Here is a 24,883-nt window from a genome sequence, read left to right on the forward strand (position 1 = left end):
CGTTCTCAGCCACGACATCGACGGTCAGCTGCAGTTCAACCGCGTTGGACGTGAGGTGAACACGAGCGCCGTCAACAAATTTCCCAACGACCATCCCGGCCTGGTCGGGCGGAGCCGGCGACTTTTTCTGTTCGCCGAAATCGTCAAGCACGCCCCTGCTGGGGCGAAGCTTTCTAAAGCACGCTCCGACCACATATTTTAGGAGGGCGGGATGACAGAGCGTGAGCAAGAGATCGTCGCGAATGCATGGGCACTGGCTACGGGCGCACAACAAATCCTAGAGGCGCTTCTCATCATGCTGAAAAAGTCGGGAACGTCGCGCGAGCTTCGATTGCCGGGTAGCCGGGAAGTGGACCATCAGTTAGGGGTCCGTAGCTAGAGCGTGATAAAGCAGCAAACACACTATCATAGAAACGGCGCTGCCTAGCAGCTGGTCTGCCGTCAGGCCGGAAAAATAGACAAGATGAAACGCCACCAACGCTCTACCAATCACGGTTCGGAACACTGCCGAAATAACCGTTAGTCGGCGCTAATGTTCCGGTCGGGACTCGCTACCGCTTTGGAAGCATTCTGCACTCGGGGGAGAGGGCGTGGGCAAAGTCCAGCATCATCAAGGTGCGGATCAGGCCGACCGCTGGCGCAAGAACGCAAAGCGGCGGTGGATGTGGCGACGGCAATATCTGCCGGCGCTGGTGATGGTTCCCTGACCGGCTCATCCCAGCTGGCTGGCTGAGTGGCACCCGCACGGCCGGCGCGGGGAGCCTGCGATATCAAGGGCAACATTTCCACCAGTACCGATGAGCGATTTATCACGTTCCAGGGCAGGAGCATTACTGGAAGACGACGATCAGTTTCAGTACAGCGAGCGCTGGCTGTGCAGCGAGGCAGAGGCATGGGCCGCCGGCTGGCGCAAAGCAAGGCGGTAGCGCGGTAGCCACCACCATGTAGGCCCACCAGCCCGTCATCATGGTCCGAACCTGATCGCACCCGCCGACCTTGGTCTCAACGTCGTTGATTGGCACTGCCACGCGGCTTTCCTTCATTCGCATGGTTCGCAGAGATTAGCACGATCGCATACTCTCATCATCCGGCGTCGTCTCCCTCACAAAGCAGCGCCGGTAAGGCTCGGCGCCCTTCTTGTTTGTCCCGTGTGCCAAAGGAGGTCGCCGGGCCTGCCGTTGCTCATCTTTGCGGGTTGCTCCTGATGGCTCCGCTTGGCGCCGTGGCCCTGCGTCTTCCTTCGGGTAAGGCCGGCGAGGCGCTTGTCAGACGGCCTGGCATGTAGAATTATGGTCCTCGTTGCGGCGACGCCCTCAATGGAGAGCGCCAATGGCCAGAACAAACCTTCCGAACAGCTTTCCCGGGCTGAAATCGAGCGCTTCCTGGCGGCAGCCGAAGCGCTGCACAAGAGCATCGCCGGGCCGCTCCTGGCGTACCACAGGGAGCACTGCCAAGCTCTACCTGAGGCCCATGGACCCCTGTTGAAGTCGATTGAGACGGTCACCGGTCAGAAGGCGCAGTTCATCCGCTGGAACGGGACAGGACCGGCACAGCCCCGGAGAAGCCTCCGGGCTGGTTCTCCTCGCGCAACTCTCGCGCCGCATCACCTCTAAGAGCAGTTCGAAGACGCTTTCGATTTCGCCGTTGATTTGGTCGGCAGGGATGCCAGGCTTCTCGGCCGCTGTCGTCAATTGGTCTGCTAAGTCGCTGGCGGCGATCGGATCGCCCTGCGCCACAATCGCGGCGCGGAGGGGTTTTATTAGCTCCCCCTCATCTTGACGCCGGCGCCGGCTGCTCCAAAGTCTTGGGCATGGCTCGGGGAAGTATCAAAGTTGGCGACGAGGTCGCAGTCACGGCGATTGTGCGCGGCCGGGTGACGCCCGATCGCATAAGCGTGACGATCCCCTCCTACGACTTCCCGCATTCTGTTGTCGATTCGACTTGGAAGGCTGTGATTGGCCAGCATATGGAATTGATCGGCCCTGTCACACGCATCGACGGGGACAAGGTAACCGTCAGCCTCCGGCCATTGGTGACTGTCGANGGAATTGATCGGCCCTGTCACACGCATCGACGGGGACAAGGTAACCGTCAGCCTCCGGCCATTGGTGACTGTCGACGCCGAGCACGTGCGCCTGGTCGAAAGCAACGTGGCGCTTCCGCGAGCGCGAAAAAGGCCGCTCGTTGACAAAGTTTAACTTGCCTGCCCACCCAAGGAACGGCCAGTGAAACTTTCCCCATCACATCGGCTCTGGTCGCCTCCCGCTAGCTGCCGGCGCGTTGCGATATCGGCGCAGTAGACGGGTCGGCATTTTCCGAACTTTCCGACATCTCGTCGCGATGACGTTGGCGAAGGCGCTTCAGCAGTTCGCGTGAGGCTTGGATCGCCCTGCGCGATTGATCCATGTTCTGGCGAAACGTGGCGCGTTCCTCCATGGACTTCTGCCACTTCAGCAAGGTAGCCGTAGTCGCAGTGGCCGCTTGAGCGATATCTATGGGCGTTGCAACCATCGCATCCTCCCAAAAAAGGCAATGGTAAACGCAATCTTTATAGGCCCGCCGAAACCCTTTCTTCAATCAAAAACGACCGTACAGATTCATACACCAAATGGTATTCGTCGGGGCGCTCGACGGCGGCTTCGTCGACCTCGGCCTCCATCTCGTCGTTGACGGTTTTGGTCTTGCCAAAACCGTCCATCGCCACACCGTCAAGCCCTGCAGCCAGCTGGCACCTCACGCTCCTTGCCATCCTTGCGCGCTTGGGCGCCGTACATCCAAGCGTAGGTGGCGCGTTCCTGATCTTTCTTAGGCATGGCCATTTGCATCATCCTCCCGGAAATCCAGCAGCCTTGCGTGCCCCAGCTTCTCTTCGCCTTTGAGGGTCTTGACCCAGCCAACCAGTCCGGGCTTCAGCCACTCGGCCTTGTCCTTTTTATGCCCCTTCGGGACCGGGCCGCCAACCTTGCCCTGGACGCGATCCCAAAGCGCTTGCCGCTCATCGGCACTGAAGTTGACGAGTGCGCCGCCTTTATAGAGGCCCTTTTCAGCGATGATCACCTGGGTAGCTTTGCCGCGCTCGCGCTGTGCACCGATGATTTGCATTTCCTTTTCCTCAAAGCACTTGATCTTGCGCCAAGCGCTCGTTTGCCGCTGCGATATGGGCTGCCCTTGAGCTTCGAGACCATGTCTTCTAGCCCGTCTCGTCGACCAGGTGGTAGACGGCGTCACCAGTGCGGCATCGCTCCGCTGAATTGAATGCGCCCGCCGGCAGGGATCATTTCGTGCAGGATCTCGCCGCGATCTTCGGTCGGCATCCCGCGCAGGTCATGATGCGTGGAACCCTGCCGGTTGCTGACCGTTCTCCGTCAATGGAAGCCCCGAACCAACAGAGCCAAACGATCCTCGTGGTTGACGGCGACGTCATCGCCCGATGCGTCATCGCGGACTATCTCCGCCACTGTGGCTACAGGGTGATTGAGGCCCATTTCGCACGTGAGGCGCAACAAGCGTTGAACTATGCGGAGTTCGGTGTCGACACCGTCTTGTGTGACGTTGACCTGCCGGGCAACATGAACGGGTTCCAACTGTCGAAGTGGGTTCGCGAGAACAAGCCCGAGGTCAAAATAGTGCTTTCCGCCGCAGTAGAACGAACTGCGATCGCGGCGGGCGACCTTTGTCAGGAAGGCCCGCACCTTGCGAAGCCGTATGAGCCGGCCAACGTAGTGGACCATATCAGGCGACTGCAGCGTGTTTGGAGCTTACGATCCAGGAACCCTGGTGCAAAGCGCAATTGATCTCTGTCCAGACGCCGAGAGGCTCGTCTGCATACCAATGGTGATTTAGCCCTGCGAACTGGACGCCGCTCAAAGGAAGAACGGCGTATAAGCCGCAGTCCTGCGTGCGGCCGCAACAGTGGACGGTTGTCGCGCGCAGGACGGAGGAAATTCGCCCTCCTGCGCGGGCGGTGAACGGGATACCGTAGGAGCGTCAGCATAGCGCCGGCCACAGGATGGGACGCGGCACCGACTGTCCCCGTCCGGTAGTCCGCATGTTTTGGTCGAAGCCGACCGGCTGAGATCGTGCGCATTTTGGTTCTCGACGGTACGGCCGCTGATCGGCGATGATGCGAGGACCGAGTTGCCTGGAAGAAATCGATCTGGTCTTGCACCTTTTTTGCTTCCTCATTCGCGGGGCAGCTTGTGATTTTCCAGCCTGACAGACCCTCCCCTGTCTATAAGAAATTTCCCGACGCATGAGCGCACGTCCAACACAGTGCGGGCTCCAATGCTCACCGGCTGCGCGAGAATGGTAACCACCTACCTTGAGGGGAGCGCCACGTGCGTAGTCAACGATGCAGGCGCTGCCAACCTCGGCATCCCCGGGAATAGCAGGCTTATAAATGAATATATCGTTGATCAACGCTATCGGCGCAGCCGCCGGGAGATGGACAGACCGCGTTCCAGCTAGGGGTATCGATGTTCCAGGCTAAAGGCATTGGCATGCCCGAATTAGAAAAAAGACCTGAATCCCGTAAAGCAGCAACAAAATGCCGAAAGCTATCCAGAAGCCGGGTCGCGTAAGCAATGCCAGATCTTTTCTTAGCTGCTCCATTCACATCAACTAACATGGCCAAGCGTCGTTCCCGTCCGCTGGGGACAAATTTCAACTAAGCTGATCGTCGCATAATGGCCGCGCCACTGCGGATCGAGACACCTCAGCGCCCCGCATGAGCACGCGCAACTCGATCGGAGGCGCAAGGAGAAAGTTCGGAACGGTTCCAAGAACCCCAAGCAAATTGAGCGCCGCAGCGGACGATAAGGTTCACGCATATCCCCGGCGAACATCCGCACAGCATTGGTCAACATCAACGGCAGAAGGGCGTCCGAAAAGAAACGCATCTCTGCGTCACCGCCTCATCGAGAGTCACCGCTGCGGCATCCTGAATACGGTCGGCGATCCGAAGAGCATGCATTGCGCAAGATTTTCCAGATGAACTGATGCCGAGACCGGCCCAAGCGTCCACCCTAGCCTCCAGCCGGTCATTGCATGAGACTTCGACAGGCTGTTCACAATTATCGTCCGCTCTCTCATTCCGGGACTGAATGCTATTGAGAGGAACTCGCCGTCGAACACTGTGCTGCGGTAAACCTCATCGCTGATGATCCATAGATTGTGCCGCTCGGCAAATGTGGCAATGGTTTCCAGATCCTCCTTGCCGAACACATATCCGCCGGGATTGTTTGGGGAGTTCAGCAAGATCGCCCGCGTTCGATCTCCTACCGCTGAACGGAGAATATCCTCGGATGCCTTCCGCCGCGCATTTTGCAGCGATAGTTTGACGGGTCGGACCACTGCTCCATCGGCGCGTATTGCCGCTTCGTATGTAGATACCAAGGCTCAAGGCAAAGCACCTCGTCGCCAGCTCCGGCAACGGAAGCTTAGTGCGATTGAGCGGCCAGGCGGCCGGTCCCCAATTCGTTCGAATGATGCGCTTGCCTCGCCAATGTCGCATGGTGAGTCAGCCGGCAAACCAAAACACTCAACCGCCGGTTAGGCCCGGCCGCCTGATGCGCCCCACAAGAGGCTGTGCCGGGCCGTTCGTCGGGGCTTCTGCACCTGAGTTGTTAATGTGCCCAGGCAACACACCATTGACGCCAAGACGATGGCAAGAAGGGGAGCCGCGCAGTCCTCAAGAATAAGTCAGCAGGCACCTAGACCGATGTAGGGCCTTCCGATCGCAGCTCTCGGCTCCTCGCGGCGCCGGCGCCCTGGCATCGTTTGATTGAACGAAGACGCTGAGTTGAGCTCTCGATACAAAAGCATCTCAGTCCTCGTGCCTCAATGGTCCGGGCATGCGGCTGCAGGGGATGAAGTCATGAAGTTCAGGGATTTGATCAGACGCGCCGAGGACAATGTGGAGAGGTCGTTCGACGATCTCGAAGCTGACTTGGCTAACGCTGTCGACCAGTGCCTCGATTTGGAGGATGTCGCCGACGTGCCAAACATGGCAGGCGAAAACAACGAACAGGATGACAGCGTACCAAGCGAGGACGGTGCCGGCGACGACGATGATAGCTCGCCGATACCAGCGCATCGGATGACCTCACATACGCAGAGCCGAATTGCTGCCGTGAGCTCGTTTAACGGCTTGTTCCACGATGCCAAGCTCCATTTCGAGGAGATCAACGCAAAAATCTCCGAAATTACAAGCACATGTCAACTGACGTCCGAGTTTTTTCACATCCTTCACGCGGACATTCTCCGTGCCAACGAACTGGAGTTGGCGAATCAAAATCTGATCGCAGATCAAAGGAACTTGTCGGAAACACTCAATGACCTGAACAGACGGTACTGTGAGCGTCAAGGCACCGTCGAGACATTGCAGCAGCGCCAGGCAAGCCTTGTTCAGGAGTGTGAAGTGCTCCGTGGCGCGTTGGCCGCGGCAAGGCTGGAGCTGGTCGAAGCGGCGAACACCACCACAAAGAACGAAGCGGAATTTGGCGACCTCACGAACATGCTTGCCGCCGCAAATGTCGAGGCCGACAGGCGCTCCCGAGAGAACAAACAGCTGCGTGAAAAGAATGTGAGCCTGTCTATTGACCTGGAAAAGGCCATGAAGCGGGAGGAAGAGGCACGGCATAGGCTGGATGCCTTCTCCACGATCCATGCCAACGAAGCTGCGCGAAATTCCGAAATGCTGAGTGCGCTCGGCAAGAGCGAAAAAGAGGCAATCAAGTTGCACACCTCACTCGAGGTTGCGCAGGCGAAGCTATGGGAGGTGACCGAAGCAGCCAGGATTATGCAGGCGGACATGGATGGCGAGCTTAAACGCTGCCAAGCTGAGAACCGAGGATTGCGCTCAGAAATTCAAAGTCTCCAATCGCGCTTCGAACTCGCCTCAAACGCAAACAACGAGGCCGCGGCCGAGATCGCCAGGCTCCAGCTACAATGGAGCGACGCCCTGGCCGAAAAACAGGTGACCGACGAAAGGTTGGCCGCACTCACCGAGGAGGCCGAAACCAACAAGGTGAACCTTTCCAAGATCGCCGCAGATTTTGCACAGCTGTCCATGCAGCAGGCGTCCGATCAGATTGAACTCGATGTGAGACGGCAGGAATGCGAGGACTTGCGGGTCGAGATTGCCTCGGTCAATGCTCGGGTCAGGGAATTGCTGCCCTACAAGAGGTCGCATGGAAGCGCGAACGCCTTGCCGCATACATCTGACGTGGCAAATGTAGCGGTGACTGCAGACCGAACGGTGCATGCCGCACGCCGTGTCCGCCGCAGGGCCCTCGCCGCGTCGTAGGAGCAAAGAACCTCTCCTCGTGAGGCAATTGCCCATGTCGATGATCGTGGAACGGTATGCGCTGTTTGTTGCGCAAAAGATGACAGGACACTAACGCTGTTGTCGGGGCAGGACTTGGTGAGGCGGCCAGGAAAATCCTGTTGGGGCATCCTTGTAGCCGGGACAATGTCCCAGACGAGCCTCGCGCGTCGGCCGCAGGCGTCACCCCTGTGGCATCACGTCGCCTACCCTAATATGTCAGCAAGCACGCCTGCCGTGTTCCCGCGGTCGACCGCTCACAGCCGCCATGTCATTCCCGGAAAGCCCTCGACATCTGGTCGGTAAGCGGCTTCAGCAGATAAGACCAGACGCTGTGTTCGTCCGTACTTATGTGAACCTCCGCTGGCATACCGGGTTTGAGCACTTTGGCATCGGTCAGACAGGTGGACTTGTCTTCGACATTGATGCGCGCCGAGAAATAAGAAAGCTGGCGCTGTTGATCTTTTATCAGGTCCGCCGAGATGCGCTTGACAGACCCTTGGCAGGCAGGCGTAGTGCCGGCGTCGAAAGCCGGAAACCGGATCGAGACCCGCTGACCTGGACGAACGTCATCTATGCGCGACGGCGCAATCAGCGCGTCGACGACAAGGTTGCCGGTGTCAGGGACAATCATCATGAGAACCTCGCCCGCGGCAACCACGCCGCCGATCGTGTGAATGGAAGATTCCTGTACCGTTCCCGATTGCGGAGCGCGGATGGTGGTTTTGGCCAGTTCGTCCTGTGCCACAACCTTGCGCTCGCTGAGTTCGGTCTGCTTGGCTTCCGTTTCACGAAGTTCGCTCGTTACGTCACTACGCCTTTGTTCATCGAGCTGAAGTATCTGCAGTTCGGTCTCGCTGATCCTGGCCTGCGCCTCGGCAACCGCCGCCGCGAGGCGCCCTGATTCTCCGTGCGCCCGGGTGGCATCCAGTCTGATGTTGCTAAGTCGCTCTTTGGACACCAGCTTCTTTGTAAAAAGCGCCTGTACATCGACAAGATCGCCATCCAGCAGGACCACGGATTGTTCTTCCGCGGTCTGTTGCGCCTTGAGGCCCTCAACTTGGCGTTCGAGTTGCTTTGAGCGGCTTTGCAACTGTGCCTTCTGCCCGTTGAGGGCCGTAGCGCGGCTTTCGAACAGCGTGCGCTCACCGTTCACCAAGGCAGCCAGTTCCGGCTCGCCCATTCGCGCTTGAAGGCTGAACGGAAGCTGCATCTCCGACAGGCCTTGCCGCTCTGCCTCCAGCCGCACAAGCCGAACCGTTGCCCGATCAAGATCCTTGCTAATTATCTGCAGATTGGCCCGTGTCAGTGTGTCGTCCAACCGTGCCATCACATCGCCGGCCCGTACATGATCCCCGTCTTGCGCGAAGATGCCACCTATCGTGCCGCCCGTCAGATGCTGCACCTTCTTTATGTTGCTCTCGACCACCACGGTCGCCGGCGCAATTACCGCGCCAGCAATCTTGGTCAGACCGAGCCAGAGCCCGCCGCCGGCAAGCAACATAACCGTGACCGCCGCACCCAGGATCAGGTTGGCCCCGATTCCATCGCGCGTGCCCGAAATCGCGTTGCGCCGGCTCCCATTGCCGATCGGGGCCGATGGAGCCATCGTCGCCTCAGACAAAAAAATATCCCTCATGCATGACCGCTCACCCCTTTGTGCATCGCGACGGCCGCTGCCGGGCGTTCAACAGGCGCAGCAAAGGGGCGGATGACGTTGGCCAGGACCTCCTCGCGTGAGCCGAAGGCGTGAAGCATCCCATTGGACATTACGAGTACCCTGTCGATATTGGTAAGGGCAGAAGGACGGTGCGCAACTACGATGACGATGCCTCCACGTCTGCGCACTGCCAGGATCGCACCGGCCAAGGCGGTATCGCCATCGACGTCCAGATTTGAATTCGGCTCGTCCAGAACGACAAGAAACGGATCGCCGTAAAGTGCCCTTGCAAGCCCTACGAGTTGCCGCTGTCCAGCCGACAAGGCTGTTCCTCCCTCGCCCATGCGTGTTTGAAAACCGTTCGGCAATCGCAGGATCATTTTGTCGACGCCCGCTGCCTTGGCAGCTGCAAGCACGCCCTTGGCGTCGCCCTTCCCGCCAAATCGCGAAATGTTGTCGGCAACCGTTCCATCAAACAGTTCGACGTCCTGGGGCAGGTAGCCAATATGTGCGCCAAGGTGTTCTTGGTCCCATTGGTCAAGCGAGGCGTCGTCCAGCCTCACCGTGCCGCGAAGTGGCTGCCAGACGCCCACCAGCGCGCGCACAAGCGTGCTTTTGCCAGAACCGCTCGGGCCGACAACGGCCATTCCCGTCCCTGCAGCCAGGCGGAAGCTGACATTGGCTACCGTCGGTTTTTGCTGGCCCGGTGGCGCTATAGTCAGGTCCTCGACCGCAAGCTCCGCTTGGGGGCGCGGAAGTTCCATATGTTCGTCCCGGTCAGGAAAAGCGGCCAGGGCCGTTGCCAGTTGCGAATAGCTTTGCCGGAACGCGGCGAAGCCTCGCCAGTTCGCGATAGCGGCGTCAACAGGAGCCAATGAGCGGCCCAGCAAGATGGAGGATGCGATGATCACGCCTGGCGAGGCTTCGCCTCCTATCACCAGGTAGGCACCCAGTCCAAGAACGCAGGACTGCAAGGCCAAACGCAGTGCCCTAGAGAGTGCCCCGGTGGCGCCGACGACGTCGGAAAGCTTCTCTTGGTGCCTCAGATATGCGTTATTGATCTCGCCCCAGCGGTGGGCAAGCCGTGCGGAAAGGCCCATCGCGCGTACGACCTCCGCGTTGCGGCGTCCGGATTCGGCGAGATTGCGCTGCGACACCAGCGTCTCGGACGCGCGTGTCACCGATGTGCGGCCAAGAACTTCCGCCATGACCGTGAGCAGCACGACAATGATCGCACCGCTTGTGGACAACAGACCGAGCGCAGGATGCAGGAAATAGATGATCAGCAGGTAAAATGGAATCCACGGAGCGTCGAATATAACAGTCGGCCCCATTCCGGAAAGGAAGCCGCGTAACTGATCGAGATCACGGAGGGGCTGTATCCGGTTCGCATCCTGCCCGCCAATGAGCGGCAAGGACAGCGAGAGGCCGAACACCCTCTGCTTCAAATTCCTATGGACACGATTGCCCACTCGAACCAGCAGGCGCAGCCGCACGAAATCCAGCAGCCCGTAGACAGCGTAAAGACCCAGCATTCCGATCGTGAACCCGACAAGCGTCGGAACGCTCTGCGAAGGTAAAACGCGATCGTAAATTTGCAGCATATAGACCGAGCCGGTCAGGGCGAGAAGGTTTATGACTGCCGAGAAGACGGCGACGCCTACCAGGCCAGGCACGGTCCCAAGCATTGCGCCTCGCAAATCCGACGAACTCCTTCCACCAGGGTTCATAGGCTTCGACCTCCCGTGAGAGATCGTTGCGCAAGCTCACTGGCCCCACTGGGCACCGACAATCTCTTGCTGTTCAGGAGCGTATCCCCTTAGCCTTCTAATATTACGCCCCACTAACATGCTTGGACTTTAGTCAAAATGTAGCAAAATCGTGGCGCTGCCCTCAGAAACCCGGAACCCACATGTCAAATCGGGGGAAAACTGCCGTTCCATGGTATTTGGGCGGGGCTTCATGCCGGGCGGAGCGGCCCAAGAAAACCACCCCCTGCCCTTTTTCGGGGCATTTTCGCGCTTTAGCGCTTCCTCGCAACAACCAGGAAGTGTTGCGCCAGCTGGCCAGGAACGCAAAGCCTTCTGCAGGCCTTCTCGACAGGCTGCATCATCATTTCACAGAACCCTGGCAACAGGTTTCCCGGCCGAGGCAGGTAACCGTACGGTATCGTCTGCTCGACGGTGAATCCCGAGGCAGTCAGGAGGGCCTTGAACCTCGCTGCGCTCAGCGTGTTGCGAATGGTGCGTCGAGACACTCGATTGAGCAGCCGGCACGCCAGGCCGACGGGCGACGTCGCATTCATGTGAACGTTGCACACAAGCCGCCCGCCATCTTTAAGGTGCTCATTGATCACTTTCAGTGCATGCCATTTCAGTTCATCCTCTGCGTTCAGGAAAAAACGAAATGCGGTTACCACATCGAACGTCATACCCAACTGCTCCCTTGTCACGTCGACGTGACGCAAACTCACATTGGGCGGTACTTGAGCGCTGTCGAGCATAGTTCTGGAAACGTCGGCGCCAACCACCTCGCTGAAGAGGCCGGCGGCTACCTCGGCGATGCGACCTGTTCCGCATGCGAAATCGAGGCAGTTTCGGCTCGCTCCGCTCAAGGGGCGAAGAACGTTGAGGATCAGGGGCTTTTCGATGTTCTCCCAAAGCGCGCCATAATAGCCGGAACTGTGCGTTTTGTTGTAATGTAGGCCGTAGCCGGGCGCGCAATGGCTGGTCCTATAGCCGTCCGACACCCAGCCGCCCTGCGCATTGCTCTCCTTGCTGGACGTAAATTCCTGCCAATTTCCGGACTCACCGGCGCGCGACCTGGACCGCACAATTCGCGCTGACGGCATATGGGAAGCATAACTTGCAGACTGCGTCATCTGATCCGCGTTCGTTGAGGGTGTCAGGGTCGCTCCCTGGTTGAAAATGCGCCTCACCTTGGATCTCCGTTCAATTGGGTTGCCCCCCCGATAGAACAGTAAGCTCCGCACGGACTGCGCTGACGCCCTATTGGACTGCCACACTTTGCAGTTCACTGCTGAATCTGGCTTCGAGAGTATCCCCCGGCAGCACAATCGCATCTTCGTCAACCAACAGCTTGCGCCATTCATTGCCGATCTTGCGCACGATGGTCACCTGGGCCCGTACCGTTTCGCCGGCAATCGGCAATGGCTGTGTGGATGCTCCGGTCGGCTGCAGCTTCTCGCTGGCGGCATGGAGCCTGGCGGTGACATCCGCCAGCCGGGCGTTGGTGTCCTTCAGATCCGTCAGCAGGCCAATCCTCCTTTGATTGTCGTTGCGTTCGTGCTGTCTGACAAAGTCCTCCTGCTGGCGCCGCGCCCTCATCAGTTCGACCGAGGTTTGAAGCGCGCCGCTTGAAGATAAAAGCAACGCGCGCCTGACATCCGCGAGCCGGGTGTTGGTCAGATTGCCTGCATCGAATGCCTTCGTCACTCGCGCCAAATCTTGCTCATCCGCCTTCACGCTCTCGCCCTCGACTCGTTCGCGTTTCTGCAAAACGCCAATTTGCTCGGCAGCGTCCGTCCGGCCCTTCTCCAGAAAATCCTGCTCTTGCCGGAAATCACTCAGCGCAACCTTTAGCGCCTCTGCTTCAGCCTGAGCCATCGCGGCTACAACGCTCGGCGAAAGAGGTGATCCCTGTGGTGTCTTCTTGTCGAAATCCGCCTGGCCCTGAAGCTCGGCGCGAATGCGGGCAGCGTGAAGGTATTCTTTCGTGTAATCTCCCCAGAGCATTTCGTAATCGCGCTTGAGATCGACCGGATCAGGCCCGGCCTGGCCCGCCCGTGATCGCAAAAAACTGAAGCCGCCGGAAACGGCCAGCGCCTGCCGTACAGTCATGAGCGGACGGTAGGCCTGTTGTCCTGGGGTGAGCACATCGCCCGTTACATAGATCGGGCGATAGTCCGCTATGATTGCTGTGACATCGTCGGGCTCGACAGTAACTGTCTGCTCCCGCCCGTCAGTCAGACGCACGTGAAAAATCTTGCTTGGCAAGAGCTCTTGCATTCGCCTTTGCAATTGAGACGCCGTCAGGCCTGCGACCATGATCATCCCCGCCTCCGGAAGGGCGATATTGCCATCCATCTGGACTACGGCGCGCTGCGTCCGATCAGGGATCGGCGCTATTCCTATCTCGACCGTATCGCCAGGTGACAGTTGATAGGGCTCGACCTCGCCTGCGCAAGCCATCGAGGTTAGCGACATCATCACGACTGCGCCAAGAACGTATCGTCTACTGAAGGTCATTTGCGACAATCTCCTTCCGGTCGAACACCGGCTTCAAAGGCCATTCAACACGAGTAACGAAATCGTATACCGGGCCACCGGGCACGCCCCAGTTGCTGGACCAGACCACCTGGGTGCCGTCTGGAGACGGAGAGGCATGCGTCTCGCTCCAGTAGTCGAAGGGCGCGTTGTGCGTGTCTGCGACACGGCGGACCTCTCCACTGCCGTCTAGACGCAGCGCAATGACTTGCTGAGCGTAAGGCGCCCAATCCGGGTGCTGCGATAGTTCGGCTGGCGTGCCGCCATAACTCAGAAACACCCAGCCGGGCCTGCCGAGCGACCTGAGTGACGCATGCATGGCCTCGCCATATTTCATCAGCGAGGTAGCCTTGCCATCAGCCAAGCGGCGCTTGATCACCTGATATTTGTCAGGATCCGATTTGCTGATCCCGACATAGATTTCGCTTCCGTCGGAATCGACCGTCATGTCGCCATGGCCTGGTCGATGGTGCTCCATCCACTTCTGGCGCAATATGCCGTCTATGGAGAAGACGAAACTCGCTTCGATTCCGTCCGGTAATTGCTGGGAACACAATATGTTGATTCCGAGTGGTGAGATTGAGCAGGAGCCGGTTGTTCCCGGGAATTCGGCAAGATCGATATCGGGGAATTTCTGCCGTAGCTTTAGATCGTAGCCAAAGACCACCGCTCTGCCGTCATTGTTCGTTGCACGCACCGCAATCCGGCTGCCGTCGCGGCTCGGATTGCCTTTGTTGGGTCCAAATTTGAGGTTGGAGTACGCTGCGGAGGCAAACACGACGTCCTCATGATCGGTACGTGGCGCCCATGTCGCAATCTGCCGGCCCCCGACGCAGATCATCAACTCGGGATCGGTGGGATGCCATTCGCATTCGGTAGCGCGGTTGCGGTGGAACAAAGGCAAGTAGGTTTGTCCGTCGAGAAAGCACAGGCCACCGCAGCCATTGGCGATCAGGAGCAGGCTCTGGTCGGCATTCCAAGCCTGTGCGCTTGAGTAGCGGTGGGTGCAGTACTTCTTCCCGCATACACCTGCCCGGCCGAGAACGCCCGGTCTGGTGATCCGTGCGAAAACCATGCCAGACCAAGGATCCCTTGTTTCGTGCACATAGCCCGGCAGGTTGTCCACAACCGCTGTGGCCGCCGCCTCCGCTGCCTTGCTTTGACGGCCGCCGGCAACGTAGATGTTGGGAGATATGGCACCGGCAGCCAGCAACAGCGCCAACGCATGACGGCCGCCCAGGGTCATGTCATGTAACCCACTTCGCGCCGTACCCGGCCTTCACTAAGGCGCTCGCGCCACCACGTGATTGTTCGCTCCAGCCCATCGCGCAGGCTGGTCTGTGTCCGCCATCCAGTCTCGCGTTCAAAGCGCGAGGAATCGGCGAGCAAGGCGCGAACTTCGGAATTTTGCGGCCTCAGGCGGCTTTCATCACGACGGACCGGCTTTTTGCAATCGGTCAAATTAAGAACAATGGCCAATACGTCCGAGACGGTCGCAGCGCGTTGGCTGCCAGCGTTGTAGGCGTGGCCGAACTCGAGCTGGGCGAGACCTGCGGTCAGGAACGCTGTCGCGGTGTCTTCGACATAGGTCAGGTCGCGGATCGGGCTGGTATCCCCGACCATGATCGCAGGACATTTCGGGTCGAGGACTTGCCGGATAATGGTCGGCACGATGGCGCGCTCACTCTGGCGCGGGCCATACGTGTTGAAGGGTCGCATGATGACCACAGGGACATCGAACGACCTGGCGTAGGACTCCGCCATCATGTCAGCGCCGATTTTGGACGCCGAATACGGTGACTGTCCCTGCAGGGGGTGTGTTTCGCCGATCGGCATGGTTTGGGCAGTTCCATAGACCTCGCTCGTCGAGGTATGGATCACCCGCTCCGTCTCCCACAGGCGCGCCGCTTCGAGGACATTCACCGTGCCTAAGATGTTGGTTTCCACATAGGACTGGGCAGCGGCGTAGGAGTATGGAATCGCAATAAGCGCCGCCAGATGAAAAACCGCGGCTTGGCCGCGCATGATCCGGTTAAGGAACGCACTGTCGCGGACGTCACCACGGACGAGCCTCAACTGGCTGCGGATGGTGTCCGGCAGATCGTCTAGCCATCCATGGCTGTCGAAGGAATTGTAAAGGGCAAGGGCTGTGACATCTGCCCCGTTGCGAACAAGCGCCTCCGTGACATGCGAACCGATGAATCCGTCCGCGCCGGTCACCAGGACTTTCTTTCCATTGTAGCTCATCACTGCGCATTCCTTTGGCTGTTTGGAACGCTTCCCTTGGATATTCAAACGTCGATCGGCGGTACCGGAACCCAACCGACCACTGCCAGCACTCCCCGCACCATCCACGCGAGGTCGGAGACGATGGTGCGTCGCGGATAATATGAGAGGTCCAGTGTTGCCTTGGCGGGGAACATGACCTCCCGGTAGAACACGATCGGATCTACGGATTGGGGGAAGTAATGCGCTTCGTGCCGAAAAACGACCTGGGCTGGTCCCAGCAGGCCTGGCTTGTATTGCAGCACGGCCCTAAGCTCGCCCCGGAAACAATCGGCGAAAGCCAGGCTCTCGGGCCGTGGGCCGACGATCGCCATTTCGCCTTTGAGGACATTCCACAGCTGCGGTAGTTCGTCCAGCTTCGTCGCTGCGAGAAAGCGGCCAACGGTGGTCATGCGTGTATCGCCCACGACCGTCAGCGCAAGGCCTTGAGAGCCGCAGTTCACACCGAATTTGCGAAATTTGTACATGCGGAAGGTTCGGCCGCCGGCCCCGATGCGGGTCTGAGCGAACAAGATCGAGCCACCGCCCTCGAGCAGAAGCGCTCCGGCGATCAGCAGCATCAATGGCGCCAATGCGACGGTAGCGATGCCCGCCACCGCAAGATCGATTGCGCGTCTCGCAAAGCCGTGATCAGGATTGGGAACGAACATCCGGTGAAAGGCAGGGTCTAACGCATTCATGCAGCAGTTCCTCTTTGGGCGCCTGCTTTGAGCGCGCCTGTTTTGAGCGCGGCTGCCAGGGCAGCCACGACTGATTCGGCGGCGGCGGAAGTGATCTGGGGGTGCAGCGGAATTGTGAGCTCTCGCTCAGCGAAATCCTCTGTTCGGGGCAAACTCACGCCGGGAAAGCGCTCGCGGTAGAACGTCATTTGGTGCACCGGCGGGTAGTGGATGGTGGTCTGTATGCCCTGTGTCCGCAGCTCGTCGATGACATCCTGCCGGCTCGCGTAGCGCGGCAGGACGATCGGCATGATGTGGTAAGCCGACGTCCGGGGTTCGCTAAATGGAATGACAATAGCTGGGCAACGGTCCGCGATCAGGCGTCGGTACAAGACAGCTATGATACGCCTGATTTCGTTCCACTCTTGCAGGTTCTGCAGCTGAACCAGGCCTATTGCCGCTCGCATCTCGTCCATTCGGTAGTTGAATCCAAGCATCGTGACATCATATTGCGGCGTACGACTGTTCAGCCGCTGATGCGTCCCCGTGGTCATTCCGTGCCCGCGGGCCAGGCGAACCCTGTCGAGCAGATCGGGGTCACGTGCAATCACGGCGCCCCCTTCGGCCGTTGTCATGTTCTTGTTGCCATAGAAGCTGAACGCGGCCGCGGCGCCGAAGGTCCCGACTTCCCTAAGCCCGGGCGCGTGCGCAGCGTCCTCGATGATATGCAGCCCGCGAAGCCGGGCGAACCGCTGCCATTGTTCCCGATCGGCGAGATACCCGGCGAAGTGAACGAGAATGACCGCTTTCGTGCGCGTCGTGCACCGCGCTTCGGCTTCCGCAACCGAGATCAACGGCACGTCGACGGACTCGATATCGACGAAGACCGGCGTCGCCCCTACATACAGCACCGCATTCGCCGTCGCCACGAACGTCAGCGAAGGAACCAGTACTTCGTCGCCAGGGCCGATGCCCAAAGCATGGAGGAGAAGATGGAGCGCTGCAGTGCAGGAACCAACCGCAACGCAATCTCGCGCGCCATGCATGCTGGCAAAGGCCTGTTCGAACTCTCGTACCCTGTCCCCCATCGTAAGCCAGCCGCTATCAATCACCTGCGACACGGCTGCCTTCTCTGGCACGCCTAGGATCGGGGCGCTCACCAAGAGCATCTTGACCTCCTGAAAGCCTTGTTAGTGGCTAGACCTCTGCATCAGACCTTCATGCGGCTGCGGCGGCAGCCGCGACCTCGATTGAGGACGACTGATCTTCCCAGGCAATTGCCTGCGCATTCTGGAAGTCATCGACACGACCGATGTCGAGCCAAAGACCGTCATGCTTGTAAACATGCACGGTCGTGCCGCCCTGCATCATCTGCAGCATCAGGTCATCGAACCCAAATGGGATCCCGGACGGAATGAACCGCAGGACATCTGGGTTCATGCAGTAAATCCCCATGCTGACGAGATGGGAAAGCGTCGGCTTTTCCCGGAAGAGCTGGACGGTATTGTCGATCTCGTCGATGACGCCGAAGTCCATCTTGATATGACGGCATGCCGTGGCGATCGTAACGGGATCCCTATGCAAGCGGTGCGCGGCTACAAACCGGCTCAGGCTTAGATCTGTGAGGACATCGCCGTTCAGAACGACAAATGTTTCGTTCAGTTCATCCCTAATCAGAGAGAGAGGTCCGACGGTGCCGAGTGGCTCCATTTCCTGGGTATATTTGATCTTCAAGTTCCATTGCGATCCGTCGCCGCAGACGCTCCGGATCAAATGTCCTAGATACCCTGTCGTAATATATACCTCTTCAATGCCGTTGCGCCGCAGCCACTTCAAAAGCAACTCAAGAACAGGCCTGGCCCCTATCGGCATTAATGGTTTCGGCAGGACCGATGTAAACGGTCGAAGGCGCGTACCCATCCCACCACATTGAATCACCGCTTTCATTCGATCCTCCTGATCTGCAGTTGGCTTTGTTCGGGATCGGTGTTCCATTGTCCGGCCAGGGCACACCCTCAAATCCGGCCAAACCTCGGCGGCAATCCGAACATCATATGCGAAAAGGTATGTGACAGCCGGGGCGGCTGTCGTCGTGCATTCGAATGGTAGGGATTCAAAACGTTCAAGGTATTAGATGGCCACGAGATCAACAGCCTACAGAAGCGCGATTGGGCACTGATCATGACGCCGATAAAACGAAAGCAGTTGCTTTCAAGAAAGCTGCGATCCGCCAGGGCCGGACCGGCCTACAGGTCCGGCGACAGCGGGTGGCGACATAACAGACGCCACATGATTACGATGGTCCTGAACAGCTGGCTTTGGACCCAGAAATGGGAAACCGGCATCGTTTTGCGGACGGGCACCGCACGCCAGGGTTAAAAATCTATGGATGAGCTTCGCAATTTAGTATTATATTAGACGTTCTGGATGTGCGTGGATGGGACGCTGCGGACATCACTGTGATGCGTTGACCAGTGGATGGCCGCCATTTTAGGACCACCACGGATTGTCGATCATAGGCGAATGGGAGGTTCCAGCGGGTTTTCTCGTCGGGAACCGAGTAACGCGTTGGGGTAGTTGCATGGCTCGGATCGTCATTGCCGACGATCACGGCTTATATCGGCGTGGTCTCCGGCTGGCTCTCATGGCTGGAATTCCAAGCGCCGAAATATTCGAAGCTTCGTGTTTCGATGCCGCGGTCAATCTTCTAGAGGAGCAGGCTTCCATCGATCTTGCGATCCTCGATCTGAACATGCCTGGGCTGTTCCATCAGGAAGTGCTCAGCGACTTTATGGCTGCCTATCCTGACACTCGCTTTGCGATCGTTTCCGGGGATGATTCCCGCTCGGAGATACTGACCGCGCTTTCGATCGGACTTCACGGGTATATCGTCAAATCGCAGAGCGACGAAGAAGTCGTGCTGGCTGTAAACGAAATCCTCGCTGGCCGGATCTATGTGCCATCTCTGCTATCTCGAACGTCTGCCGACCAGAGATCGCATGCCCCCCCACCTCCGGTTCAAAATCCCAGCCGCCGGCACGAGGGCTCGGGCGACGTCGCTAGGCTGACGTCTAGACAGAAGGACGTCCTCAAGCTGATGGCAGAGGGGTACTCGAATAAGGAGATTGCCCGTAATCTGGACATTGCCGAGGCGACAACGAAAATCCATGCCGCAGCCGTGCTGCGTGAGCTTGGGGTTAGAAACCGTACCGAAGCAGCTGTGTTGCTCCAAAGCTGGCTGACGAGACAGGCGAGTTGACGTACGCCCCTCGAACCGGCCCGTTTGCTTGCAGGAAATCGCAGCAAAGGTCCCACACCATCGGTTGCTTGGCCAATTCGGCTTCGACTTGGAGGGGCTCTATTGCAATCCAAATTCCTCAATTTCTTTGCGCGATACACGCAGCGAATATCGAAGGCCATCTTCGGTTATTTCCATATTCGGGGAATGACCGACAAGCGGCGTGCTGTCCACACCGATTATCAGTGACCCGAACCCGCGGCGTACGACTTTTGAACTCTTCCGTCGGCCCGATTCCACCCAATCGAACACGAGGTCGTCACCTTCGTCCTCGGATGCAAATCGCCACTTAACTTCGACCTTGCCATTCGGGTCACCCAGCGCACCATGTTTCACCGAGTTTGTCGTCAACTCGTGAAGGATCATCGCCAAGCCCTCGGCGGCGCCGCTTGGCACAGTGAGGGAAGGTCCACTGATCGTTATGTCGCGTGTCTCCTTGAAGGGCTGCAATTCCCGGTCCACGAGCTCATGGAGCATCCCTGACAGGTTGGCGTGACGAGAAAGGATCCGATGGGTCGCCTCCAGTGTTCGAATCCAATCGATCAACATCTCCTTGTATTTGGCAACATCATTGTCGGGGATATCGATCATGTTGACCAGAGCTCTAATCACTGGAAACACATTGCTGAACCGATGGCGCTCTTCGNTTGTCGGGGATATCGATCATGTTGACCAGAGCTCTAATCACTGGAAACACATTGCTGAACCGATGGCGCTCTTCGCGCATTATGCGCTCGCGTCTCTTTACGGCGGCGCGAAGCAAAGTTGTTTGTCGACGTTCGGTCAGATCCGCCGCCACCCCGATGCGCATTTTGCGGTCGCCGTGCTCTTCCTGCCGTCCACGCAATGCAATCCAGCGTGTGTGACCATCCACTTGCCGGACACGAATCTCGACGTCATAGTTCAATGCCGATGAAGGCTTTGCCGAGGCGGACAGCTTCGGCCAGTCGACGGGATGGATTACGGCCGAGAGTTCTTGCAAGCGGCGGACTGGGGCCGGAGGCAGACCAAGAATGTCCCAGAACTTGCCGGAGCCGGCGACTGTCCCATCCTCAATGTCTATTTGCCATGTGCCAAGGCGCCCGGCAGATACGGCGAGATCGAGCCATTCCTTCTGAGCCCGAAGGGCCTCGCGTGCCGCTTGTCGCTCGGAAATATCGTCAACCACCGCGAATACGCTCTCATTTGGCGCCTCTTCCGGCCGCGACGAAGACAGGGCCAGGTGAGCCCAGAATGCCGTGCCATCCTTGCGCAAAACGCGGATATCCGTAGCCGACGCGGTCCCATTGCCCAAATCTTCCAAAAGTTTCCGCACAGTACCTCGATCGTCGGGGACAATGATTTCCTCCAGCTTGAGTTGGGCAAGTTCCTTGTGCGCGTAGCCGGTCATCTCCAAAAGCCGTCTGTTCGACTGCAGCAGTTCGCCATGGCGATTGGTATTAGCAAAGCCCAAGGCGGCAGCGTCGATGGCAGCGAGCCTCGCTTCTGCCACCCTGAGCGCGCCGTGCAGATCTTGTCGCAGGCGGTGGAACACGGTTGCGATCAGGCTACCCGAACCCAGAAGGAAGACGGCCCCGGTCCAGTCTCGACCAGTGAGGTGACCGTCCAACAGGTGTCGCATCCACAAGCCGGCGACCGCCATCAGAAGCGTTGCTGCGATGGCAACAAAACGGCCCTCAAGATACACGATGACAACGGTTATGGGGATAAACGCAACAAGCGGCAACGGCTGGCCGCCATATACCGTACTTATCGCCTCGAATGCTATCGATGCTGCAAACACCAAAAGCGAAGCTAGATGAGCCCACGTAGTGCTCGACACATTCGATTTGAGCCAGCGCAGGTCCGAACCCATGCGCAAAGACTACAACTTTCGGTCTAGTCCGTCGAGACTAGGCCGAAGGGGTGGCACCTAATCCCAATGCCCGATTGCCATGACTTTGCCGGCGAATAAAATCATGGTGTCAGGAGCGCTCTTCAGAAAGATATATCCAAGAGACGCTGCGGAAAAACCATTCGCAGATTTCTCGCAGTATGTGGAAATTCAAGTTGAAGCAGCAACTTCATCAGATTTGATTTGCGTCAGTAGCAATGGGTTGGGTGGAAGCGATGACACTGATTGAAACGCGAAACGATGCGCTTGCAGGCAGGCAATACATTGTATTGAACGATACCCGCCACGAAAGGCCGATAAGCCTTGTGGACCGGCCGGACGCAAGGGTCGGCGGATCTCGACGACGCAGCCTGGAATCCATCACCGGCATGCTTGATCGTATGGGTTGCGGCTATCTCGTCCTGGACCGAGACAAGAAAGTAATAGAATGGAACGCTGCCGCTCGGGACACCCTCGCACGCCAGGGCGAAGCAACTGATACAGCCGTCGAGCTTGCTGCCGGGTTGAGGCGGCTGGTCGCGAATGTTCCGGTCCACCTCCAGCCGGGCTCACTCTCATGGGTAGTGATCCACAGCAGAGGCGACAGGCCGGTGACCATGAACGAGACGGGCGTCGTTACACCGGACGGGACAACCGTCGTCGCATTGCTGGACCGGGATAACAAATCGGCGGCCAACCCTCGCACGTTGCAAAGGATGTTCGGTTTGACCAGCGCGGAAACGCAGTTGGCGCTACGCCTGGCCCATGGCGACGCGCCCCTGGAGATCGCCCGCAGCTGGCATCTCAGTCGCACGACTATCCGCTCTCAGCTCGCCTCGCTGTTCGCCAAGACCGACACGAGGCGTCAGGCGGAACTAGTGGCTCTTTTGGGGCGCATTTCGGTTTTGCCATGAGAAATCGACTGCTGTCTGCATCCGCTTTGATTCAGACTGCGGCGGCCCGCATTGAGCGCGCTGTCGCGTAGATCACAAGGCCGGCGGCGCCATTTCCGATCGTTCAGGCGCTGCCGAGATAGCGCGGAACGCGGAACCTGGAAACGGGAGTGACTTGCCATGGCCGAGGCAGATTCGAAGGTCAACAAGCTGGCGGATATCGTTCACGCGCTGCAGGATGGTGCTGCGTCGAACCTTACGCACACGGGGCCGATCATCGTCACGGGCGCCGCTGGGTTCATCGGATTTCATGTTGCGTCACGCCTTTTGCGGCTCGGCGCCGAGGTCATCGGCGTCGACAACTTCACGCCTTACTACGACCTGAAGCTGAAGGAGGCGCGATTTACACGGCTCTGCGCCGAGCCGAGGTTCACGCCGATGCGCTTCGACCTGGCGGACCGGTCGCTGGTGAAAGCGCTGTTCTGCGAATTCCAGCCATCGCACTTCGTGCATCTGGCCGCCCAGGCCGGGGTACGTCATTCGCTCGTGGACCCGCATGCCTATGTGGAGTCAAACATAGTCGCGTTTCTCAACGTTCTGGAGGGCTGCCGACACGCCGGCGTCAGCCATCTCGTTTATGCCTCGTCGAGCTCCGTATATGGTGCCAATCGACGCATACCCTTTTCCGAGCATCATGGTGCCAATCATCCGGTGAGCTTCTACGCCGCCACCAAGGCCGCCAACGAGTGCATGGCGCATTCCTACAGCCATCTGTTCGGCTTGCCCGCAACCGGACTGCGCTTCTTCACCGTCTATGGTCCCTGGGGCAGGCCCGACATGGCTGTCTATACTTTCACCCATGCCATCGCCGAGGGCCGAACGATCGAAATCGCCAATGCCGGGCGCGTATGGCGGGATTTCACCTATATCGACGACATCGTAGAGGGGGTTGTTCGCGTGCTCGCCAAACCACCGTGTCAGGATCCCGATTGGGACGGTCGCGCTGCCGATCCTGCCACCAGCTCGGCGCCGTATCGGCTCTACAATATCGGCAATGATCGGCCTGAAGAAATCAACCATCTGATCGCGCTCATCGAGACGGCCCTTGGTCGCCGCGCCCTTCGCGTCAACGTACCTTTACCACCAGGTGACGTCCTGGAAACCCGCGCCGATGTCAGGGACCTCCGCCGCGCCGTTGGCTTCGCACCGGCGACAACACTGGAGGACGGCGTGCAACGTTTCGTGGAATGGTATCGGGAATTCCATGCATGCCCCGTCGGACAGGTGCGACCAGCCGGCCTTACGGCAACGGCATAGTGAGCACAACAGCGGCATTTCCTTGGTGTGGCAGGGTCGCGGCTCGCCATCAATCTGTCTTGGGATAGGCCGGCACTGGAAGGGGCCCAAGCTGCCGCCCTGTGCTGTGCCCGACCCCCAAAAGGCGCCGCGCATAGCGGGTGAGCGGCTTCTCGAACAGACGGTGGGTGATAAATGCCACGCCCAGGGTTATCGCCAAGGCCGAACCGATGAAAGCCCACGGGCCGAGCACAAAGATCAAGCCTGTACGCCAGAAAATTATGCGCATGGCGCGGATCACGAATGGATGCATGAGGTAAAGAGCGTATGACGCATCGCCAACGCCAGCGGCCCACCTCGCCGCCAGGCTGTCATGCCTCAGTTTACCCGGCTCTGCCAGGGCAGCACTCCAAACAATTAGAGACGCCGGAATGCCATACACGACAGGGCGACCAAGGCCGGCCGAGATATCGGGAAACGCCGCCGCAAGCATCAGGGCACCCAGTCCCGTTGCGGCGACACAGGCCCTGATTGGGCCGGAAGGCCGCAGGCCCGAGGCGCACATGACCCCGATCATCGCGCCGAAAGCGAATTCGAGGATGATCGGATTGGTCCAGAAACCCCAAGGCTCTGGCAAAGGAGCCGCAAGAGCGCCCAAGAGCACCATCCCAACCAGCATCGTGAGCAGGACCGTAACTGCCCACCGCATGGGCAGCACGATCGTCGCCGTGAACAGCACGTAAAACAGCATCTCATAATTGAGCGTCCAACCCAACTCGTAGACCGGCTGAACGACGCCGTCAGGGCGACTGGCCGGAACGAATAAGTAGGATTCGACTACAAACCTGAAATCGACGTAGCTCTGGTTGAGAAGATTTGGGGCGGCCACCGCTACCGCAATGTAGAGCGAGGTGAGCGCCCAATATAGCGGGACAATTCGCGCGATCCGGCGGGAAATGAAGAGACGCGCGCCCCCGGGCTTTGCGAACAGCTGTCGCGACGTATGCACCATGATAAGGCCGGAAATCACGAAGAAAATATCGACTCCAGCGCTCCATGGTATCGGATTCCAGCTCTGAAAGGTGCGGCCGGCCTGTAATTCCAGGGTGGCCGCATCATGCTGGGCGTGTCGCAGCGCGACCGAACTAGCCGCGAGGGCGCGCAGGACCTGAACTTGGGTGAGGGTTTCGCGTTGGCTGCGCTCGACAGGCGTCGATCTCTCCGAGCGACGGCGCACTGCAGGCGCCGAGGCGCTCGCCATTCGGGCTTGTTCCATGGATGCTCCGCAGATTGTGAGCACACCCTGGG

21 protein-coding genes and 2 pseudogenes are annotated in these 24,883 nt (G+C 58.9%); 7 read left to right on the forward strand and 16 right to left on the reverse strand.

Annotated elements, in window-relative coordinates:
- A pseudogene (locus X727_RS1000000168705) lies at nt 1-202 on the forward strand (hypothetical protein); the annotation flags it as partial.
- Nucleotides 203-590: 388 nt separating this feature from the next.
- Nucleotides 591-926 (forward strand): annotated as a pseudogene (locus X727_RS1000000169795) (hypothetical protein).
- Between the two features lie 1,339 nt (nt 927-2,265).
- On the opposite strand, the gene X727_RS1000000167880 reads toward X727_RS1000000169795, so the two are convergent.
- The 3 genes from X727_RS1000000167880 to X727_RS1000000168960 form a co-directional block, all read right to left on the reverse strand.
- The gene (locus X727_RS1000000167880) at nt 2,266-2,511 is read right to left on the reverse strand and encodes a hypothetical protein (protein WP_023714697.1); all 246 of its coding nucleotides are present in this window, start codon (nt 2,509-2,511) and stop codon (nt 2,266-2,268) included.
- 37 nt (nt 2,512-2,548) lie between these two features.
- On the reverse strand, nt 2,549-2,737 hold the full coding sequence (locus X727_RS1000000168955) for a hypothetical protein (protein WP_245271399.1): 189 nt from the start codon (nt 2,735-2,737) through the stop codon (nt 2,549-2,551).
- Nucleotides 2,738-2,805: 68 nt separating this feature from the next.
- Entirely contained in the window at nt 2,806-3,102 is a 297-nt protein-coding gene (locus tag X727_RS1000000168960) for an ATP-dependent DNA ligase (protein WP_023701099.1), read from the reverse strand.
- A 179-nt stretch (nt 3,103-3,281) separates the two neighbouring features.
- Here X727_RS1000000168960 and X727_RS153990 point away from each other — a divergent pair, with 179 nt between their 5' ends.
- Nucleotides 3,282-3,794 (forward strand): response regulator, encoded by a 513-nt coding sequence (locus tag X727_RS153990; RefSeq protein ID WP_023753040.1) that lies wholly within the window; start codon nt 3,282-3,284, stop codon nt 3,792-3,794.
- 1,129 nt (nt 3,795-4,923) lie between these two features.
- On the opposite strand, the gene X727_RS1000000166290 is transcribed toward X727_RS153990, so the two are convergent.
- Nucleotides 4,924-5,394 carry an aminotransferase class I/II-fold pyridoxal phosphate-dependent enzyme gene (locus X727_RS1000000166290; RefSeq protein ID WP_081726094.1) on the reverse strand — a complete coding sequence of 157 codons (471 nt, stop codon included), beginning with the start codon at nt 5,392-5,394 and terminating at the stop codon, nt 4,924-4,926.
- Nucleotides 5,395-5,875: 481 nt separating this feature from the next.
- On the opposite strand from X727_RS1000000166290, the gene X727_RS153985 reads away from it, so the two are divergent.
- A complete protein-coding gene (locus X727_RS153985) occupies nt 5,876-7,306 on the forward strand; it encodes a hypothetical protein (RefSeq protein ID WP_023821907.1) in 1,431 nt (476 codons plus the stop codon).
- Between the two features lie 289 nt (nt 7,307-7,595).
- Here the strand turns inward: X727_RS153985 and X727_RS153980 are convergent, their stop codons facing one another.
- The 9 genes from X727_RS153980 to X727_RS153940 form a co-directional block, all read right to left on the reverse strand.
- Nucleotides 7,596-8,933, reverse strand: a complete 1,338-nt coding sequence (locus tag X727_RS153980) for an HlyD family type I secretion periplasmic adaptor subunit (protein WP_023834082.1) — start codon at nt 8,931-8,933, stop codon at nt 7,596-7,598.
- Between the two features lie 26 nt (nt 8,934-8,959).
- Entirely contained in the window at nt 8,960-10,672 is a 1,713-nt protein-coding gene (locus tag X727_RS153975; RefSeq protein ID WP_023834083.1) for a type I secretion system permease/ATPase, read from the reverse strand.
- A gap of 335 nt (nt 10,673-11,007) precedes the next feature.
- A complete protein-coding gene (locus X727_RS153970) occupies nt 11,008-11,922 on the reverse strand; it encodes a class I SAM-dependent methyltransferase (RefSeq protein ID WP_023834084.1) in 915 nt (304 codons plus the stop codon).
- Nucleotides 11,923-11,992: 70 nt separating this feature from the next.
- A complete protein-coding gene (locus tag X727_RS153965) occupies nt 11,993-13,252 on the reverse strand; it encodes a polysaccharide biosynthesis/export family protein (RefSeq protein WP_023701104.1) in 1,260 nt (419 codons plus the stop codon).
- Entirely contained in the window at nt 13,239-14,516 is a 1,278-nt protein-coding gene (locus tag X727_RS153960) for a hypothetical protein (RefSeq protein WP_023753035.1), read from the reverse strand. Before X727_RS153960 ends, X727_RS153965 begins: the two co-directional genes overlap by 14 nt.
- Nucleotides 14,513-15,517, reverse strand: a complete 1,005-nt coding sequence (locus X727_RS153955; protein WP_023670906.1) for an SDR family NAD(P)-dependent oxidoreductase — start codon at nt 15,515-15,517, stop codon at nt 14,513-14,515. Before X727_RS153955 ends, X727_RS153960 begins: the two co-directional genes overlap by 4 nt.
- Nucleotides 15,518-15,561: 44 nt before the next feature.
- Complete coding sequence (locus X727_RS153950) at nt 15,562-16,236, reverse strand: sugar transferase (RefSeq protein ID WP_023681043.1); 675 nt, start codon at nt 16,234-16,236, stop codon at nt 15,562-15,564.
- Complete coding sequence (locus tag X727_RS153945) at nt 16,233-17,384, reverse strand: DegT/DnrJ/EryC1/StrS aminotransferase family protein (protein WP_023834085.1); 1,152 nt, start codon at nt 17,382-17,384, stop codon at nt 16,233-16,235. Before X727_RS153945 ends, X727_RS153950 begins: the two co-directional genes overlap by 4 nt.
- A 49-nt stretch (nt 17,385-17,433) precedes the next feature.
- The gene (locus X727_RS153940; protein WP_023681041.1) at nt 17,434-18,162 is read right to left on the reverse strand and encodes an NDP-sugar synthase; all 729 of its coding nucleotides are present in this window, start codon (nt 18,160-18,162) and stop codon (nt 17,434-17,436) included.
- Nucleotides 18,163-18,796: 634 nt separating this feature from the next.
- On the opposite strand from X727_RS153940, the gene X727_RS153935 reads away from it, so the two are divergent.
- The gene (locus X727_RS153935) at nt 18,797-19,474 is read left to right on the forward strand and encodes a response regulator transcription factor (protein ID WP_023670902.1); all 678 of its coding nucleotides are present in this window, start codon (nt 18,797-18,799) and stop codon (nt 19,472-19,474) included.
- A gap of 99 nt (nt 19,475-19,573) precedes the next feature.
- Here X727_RS153935 and X727_RS1000000168965 read toward each other — a convergent pair whose 3' ends face one another.
- On the reverse strand, nt 19,574-20,104 hold the full coding sequence (locus X727_RS1000000168965; RefSeq protein WP_023753033.1) for a sensor histidine kinase: 531 nt from the start codon (nt 20,102-20,104) through the stop codon (nt 19,574-19,576).
- A 13-nt stretch (nt 20,105-20,117) separates the two neighbouring features.
- Nucleotides 20,118-21,368, reverse strand: coding sequence for a PAS domain S-box protein (locus tag X727_RS01000000164590; RefSeq protein WP_245274152.1), 1,251 nt, complete (start codon nt 21,366-21,368; stop codon nt 20,118-20,120).
- Between the two features lie 254 nt (nt 21,369-21,622).
- Between X727_RS01000000164590 and X727_RS153930 the strand changes: the two genes are divergently transcribed.
- Nucleotides 21,623-22,300, forward strand: a complete 678-nt coding sequence (locus X727_RS153930; RefSeq protein ID WP_023689781.1) for a helix-turn-helix transcriptional regulator — start codon at nt 21,623-21,625, stop codon at nt 22,298-22,300.
- A 159-nt stretch (nt 22,301-22,459) separates the two neighbouring features.
- Nucleotides 22,460-23,596 (forward strand): NAD-dependent epimerase/dehydratase family protein, encoded by a 1,137-nt coding sequence (locus tag X727_RS153925; RefSeq protein WP_081726095.1) that lies wholly within the window; start codon nt 22,460-22,462, stop codon nt 23,594-23,596.
- Between the two features lie 49 nt (nt 23,597-23,645).
- Here the strand turns inward: X727_RS153925 and X727_RS153920 are convergent, their stop codons facing one another.
- Entirely contained in the window at nt 23,646-24,851 is a 1,206-nt protein-coding gene (locus X727_RS153920; protein WP_081726096.1) for an acyltransferase, read from the reverse strand.
- Nucleotides 24,852-24,883: the final 32 nt, after the last annotated feature.

Origin of the sequence: Mesorhizobium sp. L103C105A0 (genome assembly GCF_000502215.1) — a bacterium.
Lineage (GTDB): Bacteria > Pseudomonadota > Alphaproteobacteria > Rhizobiales > Rhizobiaceae > Mesorhizobium.

Excerpts from the sequence above, each read along its gene's own strand:
- X727_RS1000000167880 (WP_023714697.1), bottom strand. The coding sequence starts at position 2,511 with ATGGTTGCAACGCCCATAGATATCGCTCAAGCGGCCACTGCGACTACG.
- X727_RS1000000168960 (WP_023701099.1), bottom strand. The coding sequence starts at position 3,102 with ATGCAAATCATCGGTGCACAGCGCGAGCGCGGCAAAGCTACCCAGGTG.
- X727_RS153985 (WP_023821907.1), top strand. The coding sequence starts at position 5,876 with ATGAAGTTCAGGGATTTGATCAGACGCGCCGAGGACAATGTGGAGAGG.
- X727_RS153980 (WP_023834082.1), bottom strand. The coding sequence starts at position 8,933 with ATGGCTCCATCGGCCCCGATCGGCAATGGGAGCCGGCGCAACGCGATT.
- X727_RS153975 (WP_023834083.1), bottom strand. The coding sequence starts at position 10,672 with ATGCTTGGGACCGTGCCTGGCCTGGTAGGCGTCGCCGTCTTCTCGGCA.
- X727_RS153965 (WP_023701104.1), bottom strand. The coding sequence starts at position 13,252 with ATGACCTTCAGTAGACGATACGTTCTTGGCGCAGTCGTGATGATGTCG.
- X727_RS153960 (WP_023753035.1), bottom strand. The coding sequence starts at position 14,516 with ATGACCCTGGGCGGCCGTCATGCGTTGGCGCTGTTGCTGGCTGCCGGT.
- X727_RS153955 (WP_023670906.1), bottom strand. The coding sequence starts at position 15,517 with ATGAGCTACAATGGAAAGAAAGTCCTGGTGACCGGCGCGGACGGATTC.
- X727_RS153950 (WP_023681043.1), bottom strand. The coding sequence starts at position 16,236 with ATGAATGCGTTAGACCCTGCCTTTCACCGGATGTTCGTTCCCAATCCT.
- X727_RS153945 (WP_023834085.1), bottom strand. The coding sequence starts at position 17,384 with ATGCTCTTGGTGAGCGCCCCGATCCTAGGCGTGCCAGAGAAGGCAGCC.
- X727_RS153940 (WP_023681041.1), bottom strand. The coding sequence starts at position 18,162 with ATGAAAGCGGTGATTCAATGTGGTGGGATGGGTACGCGCCTTCGACCG.
- X727_RS153935 (WP_023670902.1), top strand. The coding sequence starts at position 18,797 with ATGGCTCGGATCGTCATTGCCGACGATCACGGCTTATATCGGCGTGGT.
- X727_RS1000000168965 (WP_023753033.1), bottom strand. The coding sequence starts at position 20,104 with ATGATCGATATCCCCGACAATGATGTTGCCAAATACAAGGAGATGTTG.
- X727_RS153930 (WP_023689781.1), top strand. The coding sequence starts at position 21,623 with ATGACACTGATTGAAACGCGAAACGATGCGCTTGCAGGCAGGCAATAC.
- X727_RS153925 (WP_081726095.1), top strand. The coding sequence starts at position 22,460 with ATGGCCGAGGCAGATTCGAAGGTCAACAAGCTGGCGGATATCGTTCAC.
- X727_RS153920 (WP_081726096.1), bottom strand. The coding sequence starts at position 24,851 with ATGGAACAAGCCCGAATGGCGAGCGCCTCGGCGCCTGCAGTGCGCCGT.